The sequence below is a fragment of the Pseudomonas sp. 32_A genome (assembly GCF_017490905.1).
Taxonomy (GTDB): Bacteria; Pseudomonadota; Gammaproteobacteria; order Pseudomonadales; family Pseudomonadaceae; genus Aquipseudomonas; species Aquipseudomonas inefficax.
This window is the reverse complement of the sequence record NZ_JAFGYI010000026.1, coordinates 53,598-72,545: the sequence shown is the minus strand read 5'-3', so window position 1 is coordinate 72,545 and position 18,948 is coordinate 53,598. Positions and strand designations below refer to the sequence as shown.

Sequence of the window (18,948 nt, the reverse complement as noted above, 5' to 3'; positions counted from 1 at the left end):
CTCCCGTTCTAGATATTTTAGGGTGTGAAGCGATGAGCGCTATTTTCATCAGCCGTGTGGCGCGAGTGCTGGTGGGTACCCTAGGTGCTCAATTGATCACCATAGGCGTTACTCTGCTGCTGGTTCGTCTTTATTCCCCTGCTGAGATGGGCGCATTCAGTGCTTGGCTTTCGTTCGCTACCATTTTTGCGGTAGTGGTGACTGGGCGATATGAGTTGGCAATCTTTTCCACCAAGGAGAAAGATGAATTTCATGCCGTAATCAAGCTTGTAGTGCTACTCACTGTCTCTATCTCGGTATTGGTTGCTAGTGGCCTCGTCCTGGTTGCGCCTCTGCTGGACTCCCTTCCATCGGTAGTGAGTGACTATTGGTTGGGGCTCACAGCCGTTTCATTGGGGTTAGGCGCAAACAAGTTGGTATTGTCGCTCCTTACCTATCAACAATCGTTTAATCGTTTGGGTGGGGCGCGAGTCAGTCTTGCTGCTTGCATTGCTATCGCTCAGGTTTCGGCTGCTTATCTGGTCGGCGGAGTAGCGGGGCTTGTTTACGGGCAGTTGTTCGGTGTCATGGTAGCTACGGCTCTTGCGGCGATCTGGGTTGGCAAACCGCTGATCAGTGCCAGTGCCACAGCGTCATGGAGCATGGTGAAGCAAAGCGCAGTGAAGTACATAAACTTCCCGAAGTTTTCGTTGCCTGCTGATTTGATCAATACGATTGCCAGCCAGATCCCAGTGGTGCTGTTGGCGGCAAAGTTCGGCGGGGAAAGCGCAGGCTGGTTTGCCTTGACCTTGAAAATCATGGGCGCCCCCATCTCCTTGCTGGCTGCCTCGGTGCTAGATGTATTCAAGGAGCAGGCTGCCCGGGACTATAGGGATAAAGGAAGCTGTCGCAGCATTTTCATCAAGACCTTCAAGCTGCTGGCCGTACTGGCGCTTCCCCCGTTCGTGGCATTCTGGTTCGTGGGCGAATGGGCGTTCGGCTTCATATTTGGCGACGAGTGGGCCGAATCGGGGCGCTATGCCGTATTGATGATACCGCTGTTCTACATGCGCTTCGTCGTCAGCCCCCTCAGCTACACAATCTATATCGCGCAGCGGCAGAATCTGGACCTGGTGTGGCAGTTGACGCTGCTCGGCTTGACCGTTGCCTGCTTCACCCTTCCGGACACCGTCGATTCGGTGCTGTGGCTCTACTCCATTGGCTATGCAATCATGTATTTCATTTATTTCTGGATGTCCTTCTACTGCACCAAGGGAGATGCCAAGTGATCGTTGTAGTTGATTATGGCGTAGGAAACATTGCTTCGGTGTTGAACATGCTGAAGCGGGTGGGCGCCAAAGCCAAGGCATCGAACAGTCGTGAGGATATCGAGCAGGCGGACAAGCTCATTCTGCCAGGGGTGGGCGCTTTCGATGCAGGCATGCAGACACTGCGAAGCAGTGGCCTGATAGAGGTGTTGAACGAGCAGGTTTTGAACAAGCACAAGCCAGTAATGGGTGTTTGCCTGGGCAGCCAGATGCTGGGCAATGGCTCGGAAGAGGGCAACGAACCTGGTCTTGGCTGGATCGACATGGACATCGTTCGCTTCGAGAAGCGAGATGGGCGCAAAGTTCCGCACATGGGCTGGAATGAAGTCAACCCTCAGTTGCAACATCCAATCTTGACGGGAATCGATAAGGAAAGTCGCTTCTATTTTGTTCATAGTTATTACATGCTGCCCCGACATGCAGAAAATACCCTGTTAACCGCCAACTATGACCAGCAGTTTACTGCTGCGGTAGTCAAAGATAATATTTTCGGATTCCAGTTTCATCCAGAAAAAAGCCATAAGTTTGGCATGCAGCTATTCAAGAACTTTGTGGAGTTGATCTAATGGTCAGGAGGCGAGTCATTCCCTGCTTGTTGCTCAAAGACCGTGGTCTGGTCAAGACTGTGAAGTTCAAAGAGCCCAAGTATGTAGGCGACCCTATTAACGCTATTCGAATCTTTAATGAAAAAGAAGTCGATGAGTTGGTGCTGCTCGACATCGAAGCATCGAGACTAAGTCGTGAGCCTAACTACGAGCTGATCGCCGAAGTGGCTGGTGAGTGCTTTATGCCCATCTGTTATGGTGGTGGGATAAAGTCCTTGGAGCATGCCGAGAAAGTGTTTTCTCTTGGTATCGAAAAAATCGCTATCAATACGGCTGCGCTGGACGATCTTACTCTTATTCGACAAATTGCCGACAAGTTTGGGTCGCAAAGTGTCGTAGGGTCCATGGATTGCCGTAAAGGTTTTTGGAGCGGCTATTCGGTTTATTCGGAAAATGGTACCAAAGATACCAAGCGCCAACCGGTCGAATGGGCCCAGGAACTTGAGGCTGCTGGGGTTGGAGAAATTTTCCTGAACTCGGTTGATCGCGACGGTACGCAGAAAGGCTTCGATATATCGCTGGTGGAAAGCGTTGTATCCCAAGTACACGTTCCAGTCATCGCTTGTGGCGGTGCTGGTTCCACTGCGGACTTGATTGATCTGTTTGATCGTACCGGAGTTTCGGCTGTTGCCGCAGGTAGTCTATTTGTGTTTCACGGCAAACACCGCGCCGTATTGATCAGTTATCCAGATATTAACGTGTTGAGCGCTGGGTAAGAATGTTCAGGTTTTGAAGGCAGTTTATTTTGGTGTTTAGTGGCTTTGCACAGGCACTACGCTATTTTGGATGTCATACATGCTACGTCTGTTGCAGGGAGTCCCCGTCATACAGGCCGATGAAAACGTTTTAGGAGGTGGTGAGTGGTAAAGGTCTGTTCGCGCTGTGTCATGGACACGTCTGACGCTGAAATCGTGTTTGATGACGCGGGAGTATGCAATCACTGCCATAAGTTCGACAATCTCCAGTCGCAACAGCTTTTTTCAGGAGATGATGGGGAAAGGCGCCTGCAGCCTATTATTGAAAAGATAAAAAAAGAGGGTGCCGGAAAAGAATATGATTGTATTATTGGTCTCAGTGGTGGGGTAGATAGCTCATATTTAGCTGTCAAGGTGAAAGATTTCGGCTTGCGGCCATTGGTTGTGCATGTTGACGCCGGTTGGAATAGTGAGTTGGCGGTTAGCAATATCGAGAAAGTAATTAAGCACTGTGGTTATGATTTGCATACGCATGTAATGAATTGGGAGGAGATGCGCGACTTGCAGTTGGCATATATGCGCGCAGCAGTTGCCAATCAAGATGTGCCGCAAGATCATGCGTATTTTTCAAATATGTATCACTTTGCTGTAAAAAACGACATCAAGTACATTCTCAGTGGTGGTAATCTCGCAACCGAATCGGTATTTCCTGATAGTTGGCACGGAAGTGCTATGGATGCAATTAATCTGAAGGCCATTCATAAGAAATATGGTGAGCGTAAGCTTCAGGACTACAAGACTATCAGTTTTGTTGAGTATTATATTTGGTATCCATTTTTCAAAGGGATGCGCACCGTGCGTCCACTGAATTACATGGATTACGACAAGCGGAAGGCGGAGCGCTATTTGCAGGAGGCCATTGGCTATCGTTCATATGCTCACAAGCATGGCGAGTCAATTTTTACCAAGCTATTTCAAAATTACTATCTTCCAACGAAGTTTGGTTATGATAAGCGCAGGTTACATTACTCTAGCATGGTGCTTTCGGGGCAAATGAGTCGAGAGGAGGCCGTCGAAAAGTTGGCAGAGCCACTTTATGATCCTGCTGAGTTACAGATTGATATCGAGTATTTTTGCAAAAAAATGCGGATCACCGCCGCAGAGTTTGAAGAGCTGATGTCGGCGAAAGTTAATAACTATACAGACTTTGATAATTGGGATTCACGTAAAAACCTCATGAAAAAGGCACAGGGGATCGTCCAGCGGATGCTGGGGCGTCGCATTAATGTGTATTCATGAGTGGGGGAGGTAACGTGGCCAAGATAGTTCATCTGTCATCAGTTCATTCCAGGTACGATGTACGGATTTTCCAGAAGCAATGCCGAACGCTCGCGAAGGAAGGGCACGAGGTTTATTTTGTCGTTGCTGACGGTAAAGGCGATGAAGTTAAGGAAGGTGTCTCGTTTGTTGATGTGGGAAAACTGAGTGGGCGGATTAACAGAATCTTTAAAACTACCAAGGCCCTTTACCGACGAGCTGTAGCCCTTGGCGCTGATCTCTATCACCTTCATGATCCGGAACTCATTCCTGTCGGGTTAAAGCTGAAGGCATGCGGGAAGACTGTGGTTTTTGACGCCCACGAAGATGTTCCCAAGCAAATACTTGGGAAGTCATACTTGAATAAATATGTGCGGGTCTTCATTTCGAAGATTTTTGCATTTTATGAGGCGTGGGCGTGTCGGAGGTTGGATGCGGTATTGGCAGCTACGCCATACATACGCGACAAGTTCCGCTCCCTTGGCGCTCGTTCTATTGATATTAATAATTATCCAATCGTTGATGAGTTGGTGGTTAGACAGGTTGAATGGTTGGATAAGCTACCTCAGGTCGTTTATATTGGTGGCTTAGAAGAAATTCGCGGTATCCGGGAAATAGTTCAAGGTGTGGATCTGGCTTCAGCCGATATACGGCTTGTGATCGGTGGTGTTTTTGCAGATGGTAACTTCGAGTCTTCAGTGAAGAATGAGCGAGGCTGGGGCAAGGTCGATTTTCTCGGTTGGTTGGATCGCCAAGGTGTAAAACACCTGCTTGATAGTTCGATGGCCGGTCTCGTGACATTGCATCCGACGCCGAATTACTTGGACTCTTTGCCAGTGAAAATGTTTGAGTACATGGCTGTAGGTCTGCCTGTCATCGCATCTGACTTTCCTCTTTGGAGAGATATCATTGACTCTAGTAAATGCGGAATCTGTGTAGATCCTTTGGATCCTCAGAAAATTTCAAACTGCATCGACTATCTTGTGGCTAACCCAGTTGAGGCGGAAAGAATGGGGCGCCATGGCCAGCGGGCCGTACTTGAGAAATACAACTGGGGCGTAGAGGCTAAAAAGCTAAGCCAATTCTATACTGATTTGCTAAAAGGCTGATTTTTATGAAAGTTCTTACCGTTATCGGCGCACGCCCCCAGTTCATCAAGGCAAGTGTGGTAAGCCATGTTATCTCCATGCTTCCCGGGGTGGACGAGGTTGTCGTTCACACCGGTCAACACTTTGATTCAAACATGTCTGATGTTTTCTTCAAAGAACTGGGCATGAGTACACCAGCGTATCAGCTTGACATTCATGGCGGCGGTCACGGTGACATGACCGGCAGGATGCTCATTGAGATCGAAAAAGTCCTGCTTCAAGAGCGCCCCGATGTTGTGCTTGTCTACGGTGATACCAACTCTACACTCGCGGGTGCGTTAGCTGCCGTCAAGTTGCATATCCCTGTCGCTCATGTCGAGGCAGGCCTACGTTCCTTCAATATGGTTATGCCAGAGGAAGTGAACCGGATCCTGACTGACCGGGTATCCCGCTGGATGTTTACCCCGACTGTCACAGCAGCAGAGCACTTGAAGTCGGAGGGTGTCGATGCGGCCAGCATTATCCCGGTGGGTGACGTGATGTACGACGTTGCGAAGTTTCATGGTAAACGTGTCGACGCAAGCGGTCGGATCCTGGCCAAGCTTGGTCTAGAGGAAGCCAGCTACGTGTTGGCAACCGTCCACCGGGCCGAAAATACTGACGATCCTGCACGTCTTGCCGCGATCGTTGAAGCATTCCGCGACTTATCTACCGACCTGCCGATCGTTTGGCCAGTGCACCCAAGGACCAAGGCTGTTTTGCAGGAGCGTGGCCAACTGGATGAAATGCCAGCGGGCTTGCACCTCATCGACCCAGTCGGATATCTGGACATGGTTCAGCTTGAGAAGTATGCCGCACTAATTGCCACAGATTCTGGCGGTGTCCAGAAAGAGGCATTCTTCTACAGCGTCCCATGTGTCACTTTGCGCGATGAAACCGAATGGGTCGAATTGGTTGAATCAGGCTGGAATCGGCTTGTATCGCCAACTTCTGCACAAGAAGTGGCATCAGCCGTTCGCCAGGCGCTGGGTAGCAAAGGCGAGGCGGTAGAACCTTACGGTGAGGGTAATGCAGCAGAACTGATCATCCAACGCCTTATCAAGGACCTTGCTGAATGAAGAACGTCTGGATTCTCAACCACTACGCTCAGGAGCCAGGTGGCGCCGGCGGTACCCGGCATTATCAGTTGGCGAAAAACCTGCCGGCACATGGTTGGGAGGCGTCGATTGTTGCTGCCAGCGTGGAGCACCAGTCTGGCAAGCAGCGACTGGCTGATTCTGAAATTACCAGGCTTGACCAATATAGCGGTGTTCCATTCCTTTGGCTTAGAACCTCGGAATACAAAGGCAACGGCACGGCGCGTATGCGTAACATGCTGGAATACACTTGGCAGGTAATCAAACCCGGCAAGCTTTCGCCTTTGAAAAAACCGGATGTCATTATCGGTTCGAGCGTCCACCCGTTTGCAGCTGCTGCCGGTGCTGTGCTTGCGTGGCGCCATAAGGTTCCCTTCGTTTTCGAAGTGCGGGATCTCTGGCCGGAAACGCTGATCGACATGGGCCGGCTGGAGCGTAACAGCTTTATTGCCCGCTCGCTTCGAGTGCTGGAGAAGTGGCTGTACAAGCGCGCTAAACGCATTGTCGTACTGCTTCCCAAGGCACACGAGTACATAGTACCCATGGGCATCGATCCGAAAAAAATTGCCTGGATCCCGAACGGTGTCGATCTTCAGGACTTCCCATGCCCAGCGGATAAAGTGTCGGGAGATGAGTTTACGCTGATGTATTTTGGTGCGCATGGTCCAGCCAATGGGTTGGACAATGTGCTACGTGCGCAGCAAATCATCGAGCAAAGACCTGAAATGTCCAATGTCCGCCTTCGGATTATCGGTAACGGCCCGTGCAAAGGCGAGTTGATCACCATGGCTGAAAAGTTTGGTCTCAAGCGTGTCAGCTTCGAAGATCCCGTTCCAAAAAGGGAAATTCCGGCACTTGCGGCGCAAGCGGATGCATTTGTGTTCAATCTGATCAATGCCCCGGTGTTCAAGTACGGTATCAGTTCGAACAAGCTGTTCGATTTCATGGCTGGGCAGCGTCCGGTACTGTTTTGTTGTGATGCGGGTAACAACCCGATTGAAGATTCCGGGGCTGGATACACCGTTCAACCAGGTAACCCGGAGGCTTTGGCCGATGCGGTAGCTAGGTTGACCCGGTTGCCAAGTGAAGATAGGGCTGCAATGGGGCGTGCTGGCCGGCGCTATGTTGAAGTCGAGCATGGGTTCGACAAGCTTGCAGGTAGTTTGGCCGGTTGCCTCAACGAGGCTTGTGAGTCCAGCAGATGAAAAGAGTCATTGACTTCGCCGGGGCATTGATTGGGTTGATCGTGTTGTCTCCGGTCATCCTGGTTGTAGCAGTGCTGATCAAGCGTAGGCTCGGGGGGCCGGTATTGTTCCGCCAGGTCCGTCCGGGACTATGTGGCAAACCATTCGAGATGATCAAATTCCGCACCATGCGCGATGCCTGCGACAGCAATGGTGTGCCATTGCCGGATTCACAGCGCATGACGCCATTCGGTAGCTTTCTTCGCTCTAGCAGTCTCGATGAGCTGCCCGAGCTGTGGAACGTGCTCAAAGGTGAGATGAGTCTTGTTGGGCCCAGGCCATTGTTGATGGAATATCTGCCACTCTACAACGAGCGGCAATATTTGCGTCATAAAGTGCGACCAGGGGTAACCGGCTGGGCTCAAATCAATGGGCGAAACGCGCTGGGCTGGCCAGAAAAGTTTGAGTTGGACGTTTGGTATGTCGAAAATCGCTCGCTTTGGCTGGATGTCAAAATTATCGCTTTGACCATCAAGAAAGTTGTAAAAAGAGACGGCATTAGCGCCAGCGGCGAGGTCACCATGTCGAAATTCACGGGCAACAAGTGATGAAAAGACTTGCCATCCTTGGTGCCAGTGGGCACGGAAAGGTAGTTGCGGATACTGCGGGGGTTTGCGGCTGGACAGAGGTCTTGTTCTTTGATGACGCTTGGCCTTCTCTCACCTCCAATGGTGTATGGGATGTAGTCGGCACGGGCCAAGATTTTTTCGAGAACGCTCATGAGTTTGACGGGGTCGTGGTTGCCATCGGCAATAACGCTATTCGCCAGGCGAAGCTCGCAGCTTTGATCCAACAGGGGGCTACGCTGGCTACCCTTATCCACCCACTCGCTTACGTCAGCCGGTATGCCAATGTTGGGGCTGGAAGCGTGGTGTTTGCCGGTGCGGTCCTGAATGCCGGCGCCTCCGTGGGGCTAGGAGGTATTTTGAACACGGGTTGCAGTGTTGATCACGACTGCTTGCTGGCTGATTCTGTCCATATCAGCCCGGGCGCCCGGCTTGCAGGTGGTGTGACGATAGGTCAGTGCTCATGGGTGGGCATCGGCGCCTGCGTAAAGCAACTGATCAGCATCGGTGCAAACGTGGTGGTGGGCGCTGGAGCTGCAGTCGTATCCGATGTCGCTGAGGGGATGACGGTGGTCGGAGTACCTGCCCGGGCCTTGGAATAATTCCACGAAATCAATGATGCGGCTGTAGACTGTGTGGTACAGCCGTTTGCATTCTTGCCAGCTTAATGAATCAGGATCAATTCAATGCTGAACACCCCCTTTTCCCCATGGCCGTCGTTCTCCGAAGAAGAAGCAAACTGCGCGCGTGATGTCATTTTGTCCAACAAGGTCAATTACTGGACAGGACAGGAATGCCGTCAGTTCGAACGTGAATTCGCTGACTGGACTGAAACTGATTTTGCAGTCGCTGTTGCCAACGGAACAGTGGCGCTGGACCTGGCTCTGCTGGCCCTGGGAATCGGCACCGGTGACGAGGTTATCGTGACCTCCCGTACTTTCCTCGCCTCGGTCTCCAGCATTATCAATGCTGGTGCTGTTCCGGTCTTTGCCGACGTAAACGCCGACTCCCAGAATATCGATGTGTCGACTATCAGCGCGGTGCTGTCCTCCCGCACCAAGGCCATCATCTGCGTTCACCTGGCGGGTTGGCCATGTGACATGGACCCGATCATGGCTCTTGCGGCTGAACATGGTATCCGCGTGATAGAAGATTGCGCGCAGGCACACGGAGCGCGGTACAAAGGCCGCCCCGTCGGGTCCATTGGCGATATCGGCGCTTGGTCGTTTTGCCAGGACAAAATCATGACCACCGGCGGTGAAGGCGGCATGGTCACCACGAACGATCGCGAGCTATGGTCGAAAATGTGGTCGTTCAAGGACCATGGCAAGAGCTGGGAAGCCGTTTATGAGCGTGAGCATGCCCCTGGGTTCCGGTGGCTGCATGAGAGTTTCGGTACCAATTGGCGGATGCTTGAAGTACAAGGCGGCATCGGCAGGATTCAGTTGAAGCGTATGCCTCAGTGGCATCAGTCGCGAGTGGAAAATGCTCGTCGCATTTGGGATTGCGCCAAGGGCCTGCCTGGGTTGCGAGTTCCTGAAATTCCGTCCGACTGCGTGCATGCAGCCTATAAATGCTATGTGTTTGTGGAGCCCGATCAGCTAGCCGAGGGTTGGAGCCGCGATCGCATTCTGAACGAGATCAATGCGTTGGGTGTGCCGTGCTTTTCGGGATCTTGCTCTGAGGTATATCTGGAAAAAGCTTTCGATGACACGGGCTGGCGACCGGAGCAGCGCTTGCCTGTAGCCCGTCAGTTGGGCGAAACCAGCCTGATGTTCCTAGTCCATCCAACCTTGAAGGCGACCGAAATCGAGAAGAGTTGCGATGTCTTGATCAAGGTCATGCAAGACGCTGCTCGTCGATGAAATTCTGGGCGTCCGCCTAAAGGCTATATGCCGAACAGGCGACGCCCTTATTGTGATTTCTTGGTTTTGGTCGGATCACCCGTCAAAGGCAAGAAGCTCGTATGGAAAAATGTGATAGGAAGGGATCTGGTTTGGTTCGGAATCAGGAGAGTAAGCGGATGACGGATAAGCTGCGTACGGGGATGTTGTTGTTGCCCCGGCGCTACAAACGCGCCCTTCAGGTCGTAACTGACGTGCTGTTGGTTTGGTTCGCCCTGTGGCTGGCGTTTTTAGTTCGTCTTGGAATAGATGAAATCTATCACCCGCTGCGCTTGCACTACTGGTTGTTCTTGGCTGCGCCGGTCATCGCCATACCTATTTTCATCCGTTTCGGTATGTACCGTGCGGTGATGCGCTATTTTGGCAATGACGCGTTGATTGCCATTGGCAAGGCGGTATCGCTATCGTCCTTGATTCTAGCTTTGGTCGTTTATTGGCACAGTAATCACACAGCAGTTGTTCCCCGCTCCATTGTGTTCAATTACTGGTGGCTCAGTCTGGTGTTGATAGGTGGGCTCCGCCTGATCATGCGACAATATTTCCTGGGAGATTGGTTCGCCGCCAGACAGCATGTGCCTTTCACCAACCGTGACAATGGTTTGCCGAAAGTTGCGATCTATGGTGCTGGGGCTGCGGGGAATCAGTTGGTCGCTGCCCTGCGAATTGGTCGTATGATGCGCCCAGTTGCTTTCATCGACGATGACGAGAGTGTCGCGGATCGAATCATTTCTGGTCTTCAGGTGTTTCGTGGCAATGATATTCAGAAAATGATCGATGCGACAGGAGCCGAGGAAATTCTTTTGGCCATCCCGTCTGCGAGTCGTGCACGTCGTCGCGAAATATTGGGGTTGCTTGAAAATTTCCCCTTACATGTACGCAGTGTTCCTGGATTCATGGATTTGGCAAGTGGCCGAGTTAAAGTTGATGATATCCAGGAGGTCGATATAGCTGACTTGTTGGGCCGTGATGCCGTTCCGGCTCAAGAGGATTTACTTGCCCACTGTGTTACAGGTCAAGTGGTCATGGTTACAGGGGCTGGTGGCTCAATCGGCTCTGAGTTGTGCCGTCAGATCCTCATGCTCGAGCCCAAAGCGTTGCTGCTGTTTGAGCACAGCGAATTCAACCTTTACAGTATTCATGGTGAGTTGGAGCAGCGTATCCGACGTGAGTCACTTCCTGTGCGGCTGGTACCTTTCCTAGGCTCAATTCGCAATCAGAGACACTTGGTCGATACCATGACGATGTGGGGCGTCAATACGGTTTATCACGCTGCTGCTTACAAACACGTTCCTTTGGTTGAGCACAACATTGCCGAAGGTGTCCTGAACAATGTCATCGGCACGTTGAATACGGCGCAGGCTGCGCTTCAGTCCAATGTGGCGAACTTTGTGCTGATTTCGACTGACAAAGCAGTACGGCCAACCAATGTTATGGGCAGCACCAAACGCTTGGCTGAGCTCGTTTTGCAAGCCTTGAGCAAGGAGGTCGCGCCAGTATTGTTTGGAGATTCCGGGAATGTTGCCAGAGTCAATAAAACGCGCTTTACGATGGTACGCTTTGGCAATGTGCTCGGGTCGTCGGGTTCTGTAATTCCTCTTTTCCATAAGCAGATCCAGGCCGGCGGACCGCTGACGGTCACTCACCCCAAAATAACCCGTTACTTCATGACTATTCCTGAAGCCGCCCAGCTGGTCATCCAGGCTGGCTCCATGGGGCTTGGGGGAGATGTGTTCGTGTTGGACATGGGGGAGCCCGTAAGAATCGCTGCGCTAGCGGAAAAAATGATCCATTTATCCGGCCTGAGTGTCAGGTCCGAAAAGAATCCTCATGGTGATATTGCTATTGAATTCACCGGCCTGCGACCAGGGGAAAAACTATATGAGGAACTGTTGATTGGCGACAACGTGTCGCCCACTCGGCACCCAATGATACTGACAGCAAGCGAAGATTTTTTGGTCTGGGACGTGCTCAAGGATCGCCTGGCACTATTGCTAAAGGCAGTCGAAACCGAGGATTTTGCGGTTGTTCGCCAATTGCTCAGGGAGCTAGTAAGTGGATACACGCCCGAAGGAGAGATTGTTGATTGGGTGTATCAGCAGCGCTTGAGAGACGTCTAGGGTATTGGGCCTAACCTCTTTACGAAATCCGAAGAAACCCAATCGTCGCCCCCTTGAGCGCTAAGATTTTGTAGGGGCCCCGCCATCGACGGAAAGGAATTCTGTGATGGCAAAGCGTTACGAGCTTTCGGACGAGGCCTAGGGCGTGGTCTCCGATATCTCCACCGAAACCCATGGCCGAGGGCGGCCGAGACGGAGCGACCACCTGGTGCTCGACAGCGTGCTCTGGGGCTCTGCTTGGTCGCTGCGTGGCGACCTATGTCGGAGCGCTTTGGCCCCTGGTCAACGGCGTATCAATGGTTTAGGGGCTTGTGGAATCAGGGGCCTTCGATTAGATGTTCAAACGGTTACAACTTAGGTTGAATGAGCAAGGTTTGATCGATCTGCAAAGTTGGATGATCGGCTCAACCGCAGTACGCGCAACCCGAGCCTCATCTGGCGCTCGGAAAAAGGGGCTGGCGAGGCTACCGATCACGCTCTAGGGCGCAGTAGCGGTGGCCTGACAACTAAAGTCCACATGCTTGTGACGCCAATTGGACACAGTTGCGCTTCCTTGTTTCTGGCGGTCAAGCCAGTGATGTCAGCTACGCTCAACCTTTACTGGACGAGGTCAGCATGCCTCCGAGCCAACGTGGCCGCCGGCACAAACGCTGTAAGTGCGGGCTTGCCGACATGGGCTACGATGCCGAAGCGCTACGCCGCGACTGCGATCAATATCGAATGCAGCCCGTCATCCTGATGCGCTCAATGAAGCGCGAACCCAAGCCAGGCTTACCTAAGCAGTTTGATCGCCCCAAATACCGATAGCGCAACATCATCGAGCACATGTTTGGCTGGCTGAAAGAGAATTGCTGGATCGTAATGCGCTTCGACAAGCTCGCCAAAAGCTACGCCGCTATGGTCTCACAGGTTTGTTCCATCCGGTATTTGCGACATCTTTTTCGTACAGAGCCTAGTTGGCAGTTAAATAGTTGACTAGGCCCTGTATAGAAAAGCTCTCCATGCACGGACTGAAAGCCAGTGTGATCAGCGTAGCGTAGCTTTTTTGAACTTACCTAAGTGTCTCCTGCTCCAAGCTTTCCTTAAGGCCGTCCAGTCTACCGGTAATGAGAATTTATGTGCCCTTACCCATGTTGTGTAGGTTTTGGCTTCGTTACCGAGCAAAGCGCGAGAGCGGTAGGGACAAGTAGGTAGGTAAAATATTTTCCGGCAACTAGCAGGAGTATCGTGGTTAATATCAATGATAGTCCGACGATTGATAGATGGTCAGGCTTTCGTGAAAGTACTTTACTTATTCCTCTTAATGCCGGGATGGTTATAAGTAAAATAAAGAATAGTGCTCCAAATATTCCAGTTTCCTGCCATACGGACATGATGTTGTGTATGTATCCACCCTCTTCGTATTGTCCGTACGCCCCAGATATAGGGCTTTCAAATATTTTTTCAATGCCTTCCTTTGACATTCTATCGCGCTCATTGCTTGAGTTGTCGTTTTGGAGGTCGGCTAGTGCGGTGATTCTGCTTTCTGGTAGTTTAACGGCTTCAGTAGTAATGGCTACTATGGCAAAACTAAATATGATGAATGCCAATATAATTGGAGTTGATTTGTTTTTGTAGCTTAGGAATTCAAGCAGGGCTGCGAAAAAAAGATAGCCTGCAAATTCGCTTCTGGCTGAGTTGATGTATAGGCAGGTTAATGCGATTATGTGCACTATGTAGCGCAGGGGTCGTAATTTCACCTTGGTTATTATGAAGGTCGTGGTAACCATATAGCATAGAGCAAATGTCTGATAACTAGGTATGATGCCTACGTCGTCTGACATCTCTCTTAGAGCAAGTCTTCCATCATTGCTGAAGATAAGTATGCATGCTGATGCGGCGATCCAAGATAGTATTACAATCCATGAGTTATTTTCTGTGTCGGAAAATGTTTTCTTGCATAAGAGAAAAACAGCAATGCTTTGTGCGATAGAGACTAAGTGCCAGGTCATCAAGGACTTGTCTGGGGTTTGTGCTCCATGCCAAACCACTATTAGTGCGAATGCACCAAGGAATAGGAAAAATGCAAAGTCTATCGGCTGAATTTTTCCTGCGCTGAATGCGTTAATGATATATAGGGGTAGCATGGTGAGTAGGGCTAAGGTGCACATTATCCCGAAAAACCCAGAATTTATCGGTGGGAAGATATGCTGTGATATTGCGACGTAATACAGGATAGTTCCTGGGAAGGTTAGAGAAAATACTATATTGGAAATTCTGATGACCATGACCGTCCTGTTCAATGCGCCCAACGTGTGAGCAAATCATAACCCAAGTGCGAGCGAGGCTCTATGCGTTGCTCGAAAAATAAGAGAAAGTCAGTGCACACTACCAACACAAAGCAGCTGATTCTCCTAGTACCGACCAACAAAGCGGCGTTTTGGTTCCATGCTCCAGGGGGCTTTGATCAACCTGCGACGGCAATCTCCGGCTGCGCCAGCACGGTAGGCTAGCCCAGGGCGAAGAGCCTAGTCCACACGAAACAGCTGGCGATAGGTACTGTACTGCTTTACCTTGACTGGAAGCAGCAGCACGCAAAAACATTGACATTGCAGGATTGTCGACACGACAACTACCGTGAAAAACGCGGTGCGAGATAGAATATTAAGAGCTGCTCCAGCCCCAGTGATGACTACTGACACGATCAGCAGGACTTGGACATGTTGTATTTTAGATTAGCATTGCGCGTCTCTAAAAGACCTCGGCAGCAGATCGTGATTTTGGGCATAATGGCGGTTTTGGCTTGCGTGAACCCTGATGAATCGTAGAGATTTTTTGATGTCAGCTGGTGTAATTGCCGCATTCTCCGCGGTTCCATTTATGCGCAGGCTGTCTACTCCGACGCCTCTAATACTTACAAATGCTTATAGCCTTTGGTATAACCGTCCGGCAGTTGCCGAGTTGGATGGAGGGTTTTGTGTCGGTTACGTCACATCCTCAGGCGAAGTCAAAGTGGCGGAGATCACTGATCTTCTGTTAATCAGGAGGACAGCGCAGCTGCACAAATTTGATGATTCCAGCGATCATGGCTCACCTTCACTTATTCGGATCCCAAGTGGCAAATACGCAGGCCATGTCTTAGCGTGCTTCAGTAATCACGCATCTCCTATGCTCTGTGCCCGGAGTATAAATCCAAATGATGCATGGTCTTGGAGTGTGGCCAATGTAGTTGACCCTGGCCGAGCGACTTACACGTCATTGGCGGCGCTTCCCGACGGAAAAATCTTACTCATGTATACGCTCCAAGAGCGGATAGGGCAGTATTCCAGCGGTGAGTGGAGGCGTGTAGTTGCTAGATGCACTAACGATGGAGGTGATTCTTGGAGCGATCCGGTCGTTATTGCTGGATTTGGGGCTGGTACGTTCCCGTACTCCACGCCTCTTTCTTTGGCTGAGGATGGTCGGTGTGCTATGGCGTATGCGATCTACTCGAGCTCTTCTAAGAAGCATCGCGGGTTGAAGGTTGTAGTTACGAAGGACGAATTTCAGACTACACTAGAGTATCCAATAGATCTTGGCAAAAACGCCGACCTCGATACTATTCCGTATGAGGCCAGGTGGATTGCAGAGAATGTCATCGCCGTTTCCTATACGGAAATGAATGGTGATGGTTCTCGTGGGATGAGTAGGCTCGTGACTATGGATTTGGCAAAAGGAGAAGTTATTTCTAACCAGTATATTGCGGAGACTGCGCTACATACTTATGCAGGCGGAGCGGCTGTTGGTTTGGATGGCAGGATAGTGGTCACCTCGCCCGTTTCAGGCGGGCTTATTCGGCATGAACTTGCAACCGGAGAAATCAATCGCCTCGTCGACTCGGGTCAGTTCTCCTCACCTTGGGTATTTTCGGTGCGAGGTAGGCCGATGTTGATGGCCCTTCGAAATCCCAAAGTTATAACTACACGCGACTTTCGGTCAGATATCTACCTCATGGCGCTTTCGCCTTGAGCATGGCCGTATAATGCCATGAGCGGGTTGGATGATAGGAGCTAGTCCAAGCGACCTGAATGTGGCGCGGCTTTGAGCAAAGAGGCTTGCACGTTGTGTGCGTTTCGGGAAGCCAGCTCGCTGCATAGGAAGGGGGAGCGGTGTATCAAAGATAAGCAGCGGGCAGGCCTTCTTATTGCTATCAGTGACAGCATTAAAAGCCCTGTGTGCTAGCCCCCTTCAGGCTTGCTTATCAGCTTACAAACCTGGGCCATAAGCCGCAGGTTTGGTATCAAAATTACCAACCTCCGTACCAACCATCGAAGTCGAAAAAGTAACCGAATACCGCCCAAGATCACTAAGATCTCGGCCAAAATCAACAGCTACCCCTTCAGAATTCCACTTATAAACCTCAGCCTCATAAGAAGCCCCGGACTTCAACTTCACCCAATGAGTCCCGCTAGTCGCCGGCTGCCCGAGCTTATCAGTCAGCATCTCTTTAACCAGATACAAATTATTAGCATTCCCGGTCAAAACCAACTGACTAACAGCCCCGCCATCCACCGTTGCAAACAACTTGTACCCCGGCGAAATAGGCAGATACGGCAACCCCCGCACCTCAAATCGCCCAGCTTTCTCGGTCGCAACCCGGCAAGGCTCGCTAGGGCGTAGGTCCCCTGCTGCACACTCCGGCACCTCGGTCATGAAGTCCCCTTGCAGATCAACCCCCAGGAACGCACTCGGCGTCATAACCCGGTCAGCAAGCTGCGTGGACTGTGCCCAGACAGGCGCGGAAGCAAACAAGGCCGCAACAGCGACCGAAGGAAAAATAGACGGCATGGACAATCCCTGTGAGCCCAGATGGCTTTTCCTGAGAAGGGGTCGTATTTTGCCCCGCCGTCAATGACAGAACAACAGCCAAAAGCGTGAACGGCGTCTTACCGCAACACTCCTGCAGCTTTCCCGTCTAGAATTGCGCCCAGTTACCTTTACCCGACACTTACTCGAGAAGCGTTCAACCCTATGACAATCCTGGTAACCGGCGGCGCCGGCTTCATCGGTGCGAATTTCGTGCTGGACTGGTTTAGCCAGTCAGGCGAAACCATCGTCAACCTGGACAAACTGACCTACGCCGGCAACCTGCGGAGCCTGGCTAGCCTGGAAGGTAATCCGCAACATGTCTTCGTGCATGGGGATATCGGCGATGGGCCGTTGGTGCAACGGCTGTTGGCCGAGCACCGCCCGCGCGCCGTGCTCAATTTCGCAGCCGAGTCGCACGTCGACCGCTCCATTCACGGGCCCCAGGCATTCGTGGAAACCAATGTGGTGGGTACCTTCCAGTTGCTGGAAGCAGTGCGGGGCTACTGGCAGGGCTTGGATGAGGCAGAGCGGGCGGTGTTCCGCTTCCTGCATGTTTCCACCGACGAGGTTTATGGCTCGCTGAAAGCCGGTGAACCTGCGTTCACCGAAACCCACCAATACCAGCCAAACAGCCCGTACTCGGCCAGCAAGGCGGCCAGTGACCACTTGGTGCGTTCCTATCACCATACCTATGGCCTGCCGGTGCTCACCACCAACTGCTCCAATAACTACGGGCCGCTGCATTTCCCCGAGAAGCTGATCCCGCTGATGATCGTCAATGCCTTGGCTGGCAAGCCGCTGCCGGTGTATGGCGATGGGCAGCAGATACGTGACTGGCTGTACGTCAAAGACCACTGCAGCGCCATCCGCCGTGTGCTGGAAGCAGGGCAGGTGGGTGAGGTTTACAACGTCGGCGGCTGGAACGAAATGCCCAACCTCGACATCGTCCACCGTGTATGTGCACTGCTCGATGAACTTCGCCCGCGGGCTGACGGGCAGCCTTATGCCAGCCAGATCAGCTTCGTCACCGACCGCCCAGGCCACGACCGCCGTTATGCTATCGATGCCCGCAAGCTCGAGCGCGAGCTTGGCTGGAAGCCTGCCGAAACATTCGAAACCGGTATTCGCAAGACGGTTAGCTGGTACCTGGCTAACCAGGACTGGGTCAAAGGCGTAATGGACGGCAGTTATCGTGACTGGGTCGCACAGCAGTATGGGGCTGAAAAAGTTTGAAAATCTTGCTGTTGGGGAAGAACGGACAGGTAGGTTGGGAGTTGCAGCGTGCCCTCGCGCCATTGGGGGAGGTGATTGCGCTTGACCGCCAGGGCGACGGTAGCTTGTGTGGTGATCTGAGTGATCTCGAAGGCCTGGCGGCTACAGTGCGCTCGCTAGCCCCGGATGTGATCGTCAACGCTGCGGCCTACACGGCAGTGGACAAAGCCGAGAGCGAGCCAGAGCTGGCTGCGCGGATCAATGCCGAAGCGCCGGGCGTTCTGGCGCGTGAGGCCGCCAAGCTGGGTGCATGGCTGATTCACTACTCCACGGACTACGTGTTCGATGGCAGTGGCCAGGCCCAATGGCAAGAGGATGCCCCCACCGGTCCGTTGTCTGTCTATGGCCGTACCAAGCTCGATGGTGAGCTGGCCATTCAGGCCAGCGGTGCCTCTGCCGTAGTGCTGCGTACTAGCTGGGTATATGCTGCGCGCGGCCACAATTTTGCCAAGACCATGCTGCGTCTGGCGGCAGAGCGCGATGCGCTCAACGTGGTGGCAGACCAGTTTGGCGCCCCCACCGGTGCAGACCTGATCGCCGATGTTACCGCCCATATCCTGCACCGAATATTCAGTGTGCAGGACGCGCGCCATTTGGCAGGCATTTACCATCTTGCCGCAGCCGGCCAAACCAGCTGGCACGGTTATGCCCAGTTCGTATTGGCGCATGCCAGCCGCAGTGGCATTGCCTTGAAGGTTACAGCTGAGCAGGTAGGCGCAATAAGTACCGAAGCTTACCCGGTGCCGGCGCCACGCCCGCGAAATTCTCGTCTGGCATTGGCTAAACTCGAAGAGGCCTTCAATCTCAAGATGCCGCTTTGGCAACAAGGTGTGCAACGCATGCTGGACGAAATCCAGCGCTAGGAATTTT

The 18,948-nt window shown here is 52.1% G+C and carries 16 protein-coding genes and 1 pseudogene; 15 read left to right on the top strand and 2 right to left on the bottom strand.

Annotation, left to right across the window (positions count from 1 at the left end):
• The first annotated feature begins 32 nt into the window (after positions 1-32).
• The 12 genes and pseudogenes from J5M58_RS16945 to J5M58_RS16890 all read left to right on the top strand — a co-directional run bounded on the left by J5M58_RS16945 (position 33) and on the right by J5M58_RS16890 (position 12,954).
• Positions 33-1,268: an oligosaccharide flippase family protein gene (locus tag J5M58_RS16945; protein WP_207878810.1), complete on the top strand. Its 1,236-nt coding sequence runs from the start codon at positions 33-35 to the stop codon at positions 1,266-1,268.
• Positions 1,265-1,873: an imidazole glycerol phosphate synthase subunit HisH gene (hisH, locus tag J5M58_RS16940; protein WP_207878808.1), complete on the top strand. Its 609-nt coding sequence runs from the start codon at positions 1,265-1,267 to the stop codon at positions 1,871-1,873. The genes J5M58_RS16945 and hisH overlap by 4 nt, the downstream gene beginning before the upstream one ends.
• Positions 1,873-2,628: an AglZ/HisF2 family acetamidino modification protein gene (locus J5M58_RS16935; protein WP_207878806.1), complete on the top strand. Its 756-nt coding sequence runs from the start codon at positions 1,873-1,875 to the stop codon at positions 2,626-2,628. Before hisH ends, J5M58_RS16935 begins: the two co-directional genes overlap by 1 nt.
• A gap of 144 nt (positions 2,629-2,772) precedes the next feature.
• The gene (locus J5M58_RS16930; protein ID WP_207878804.1) at positions 2,773-3,906 is read left to right on the top strand and encodes an N-acetyl sugar amidotransferase; all 1,134 of its coding nucleotides are present in this window, start codon (positions 2,773-2,775) and stop codon (positions 3,904-3,906) included.
• 14 nt (positions 3,907-3,920) lie between these two features.
• Positions 3,921-5,033, top strand: a complete 1,113-nt coding sequence (locus tag J5M58_RS16925; protein WP_207878802.1) for a glycosyltransferase family 4 protein — start codon at positions 3,921-3,923, stop codon at positions 5,031-5,033.
• 5 nt (positions 5,034-5,038) lie between these two features.
• Complete coding sequence (gene wecB, locus J5M58_RS16920) at positions 5,039-6,130, top strand: non-hydrolyzing UDP-N-acetylglucosamine 2-epimerase (RefSeq protein ID WP_243432380.1); 1,092 nt, start codon at positions 5,039-5,041, stop codon at positions 6,128-6,130.
• Positions 6,127-7,353 (top strand): glycosyltransferase family 4 protein, encoded by a 1,227-nt coding sequence (locus tag J5M58_RS16915; protein ID WP_207878800.1) that lies wholly within the window; start codon positions 6,127-6,129, stop codon positions 7,351-7,353. The genes wecB and J5M58_RS16915 overlap by 4 nt, the downstream gene beginning before the upstream one ends.
• Positions 7,350-7,940, top strand: a complete 591-nt coding sequence (locus J5M58_RS16910; protein ID WP_207878798.1) for a sugar transferase — start codon at positions 7,350-7,352, stop codon at positions 7,938-7,940. Before J5M58_RS16915 ends, J5M58_RS16910 begins: the two co-directional genes overlap by 4 nt.
• The gene (locus J5M58_RS16905; protein ID WP_196188390.1) at positions 7,940-8,560 is read left to right on the top strand and encodes an acetyltransferase; all 621 of its coding nucleotides are present in this window, start codon (positions 7,940-7,942) and stop codon (positions 8,558-8,560) included. Before J5M58_RS16910 ends, J5M58_RS16905 begins: the two co-directional genes overlap by 1 nt.
• 84 nt (positions 8,561-8,644) lie before the next feature.
• Positions 8,645-9,823: a DegT/DnrJ/EryC1/StrS aminotransferase family protein gene (locus tag J5M58_RS16900; protein WP_207878796.1), complete on the top strand. Its 1,179-nt coding sequence runs from the start codon at positions 8,645-8,647 to the stop codon at positions 9,821-9,823.
• 158 nt (positions 9,824-9,981) lie between these two features.
• Entirely contained in the window at positions 9,982-11,979 is a 1,998-nt protein-coding gene (locus J5M58_RS16895; RefSeq protein WP_207878794.1) for a nucleoside-diphosphate sugar epimerase/dehydratase, read from the top strand.
• Between the two features lie 145 nt (positions 11,980-12,124).
• A pseudogene (locus J5M58_RS16890) lies at positions 12,125-12,954 on the top strand (IS5 family transposase).
• 149 nt (positions 12,955-13,103) lie between these two features.
• Here J5M58_RS16890 and J5M58_RS16885 read toward each other — a convergent pair.
• On the bottom strand, positions 13,104-14,246 hold the full coding sequence (locus J5M58_RS16885; RefSeq protein ID WP_207878792.1) for an O-antigen ligase: 1,143 nt from the start codon (positions 14,244-14,246) through the stop codon (positions 13,104-13,106).
• Between the two features lie 1,003 nt (positions 14,247-15,249).
• On the opposite strand from J5M58_RS16885, the gene J5M58_RS16880 reads away from it, so the two are divergent.
• A complete protein-coding gene (locus tag J5M58_RS16880) occupies positions 15,250-15,966 on the top strand; it encodes a hypothetical protein (RefSeq protein WP_207878790.1) in 717 nt (238 codons plus the stop codon).
• A gap of 237 nt (positions 15,967-16,203) precedes the next feature.
• On the opposite strand, the gene J5M58_RS16875 is transcribed toward J5M58_RS16880, so the two are convergent.
• Positions 16,204-16,785 carry a hypothetical protein gene (locus J5M58_RS16875; protein WP_207878788.1) on the bottom strand — a complete coding sequence of 194 codons (582 nt, stop codon included), beginning with the start codon at positions 16,783-16,785 and terminating at the stop codon, positions 16,204-16,206.
• 183 nt (positions 16,786-16,968) lie between these two features.
• Here J5M58_RS16875 and rfbB point away from each other — a divergent pair, with 183 nt between their 5' ends.
• A complete protein-coding gene (gene rfbB / locus J5M58_RS16870) occupies positions 16,969-18,039 on the top strand; it encodes a dTDP-glucose 4,6-dehydratase (protein WP_207878786.1) in 1,071 nt (356 codons plus the stop codon).
• The gene (rfbD, locus tag J5M58_RS16865; RefSeq protein ID WP_112251809.1) at positions 18,036-18,941 is read left to right on the top strand and encodes a dTDP-4-dehydrorhamnose reductase; all 906 of its coding nucleotides are present in this window, start codon (positions 18,036-18,038) and stop codon (positions 18,939-18,941) included. The genes rfbB and rfbD overlap by 4 nt, the downstream gene beginning before the upstream one ends.
• Positions 18,942-18,948: the final 7 nt, after the last annotated feature.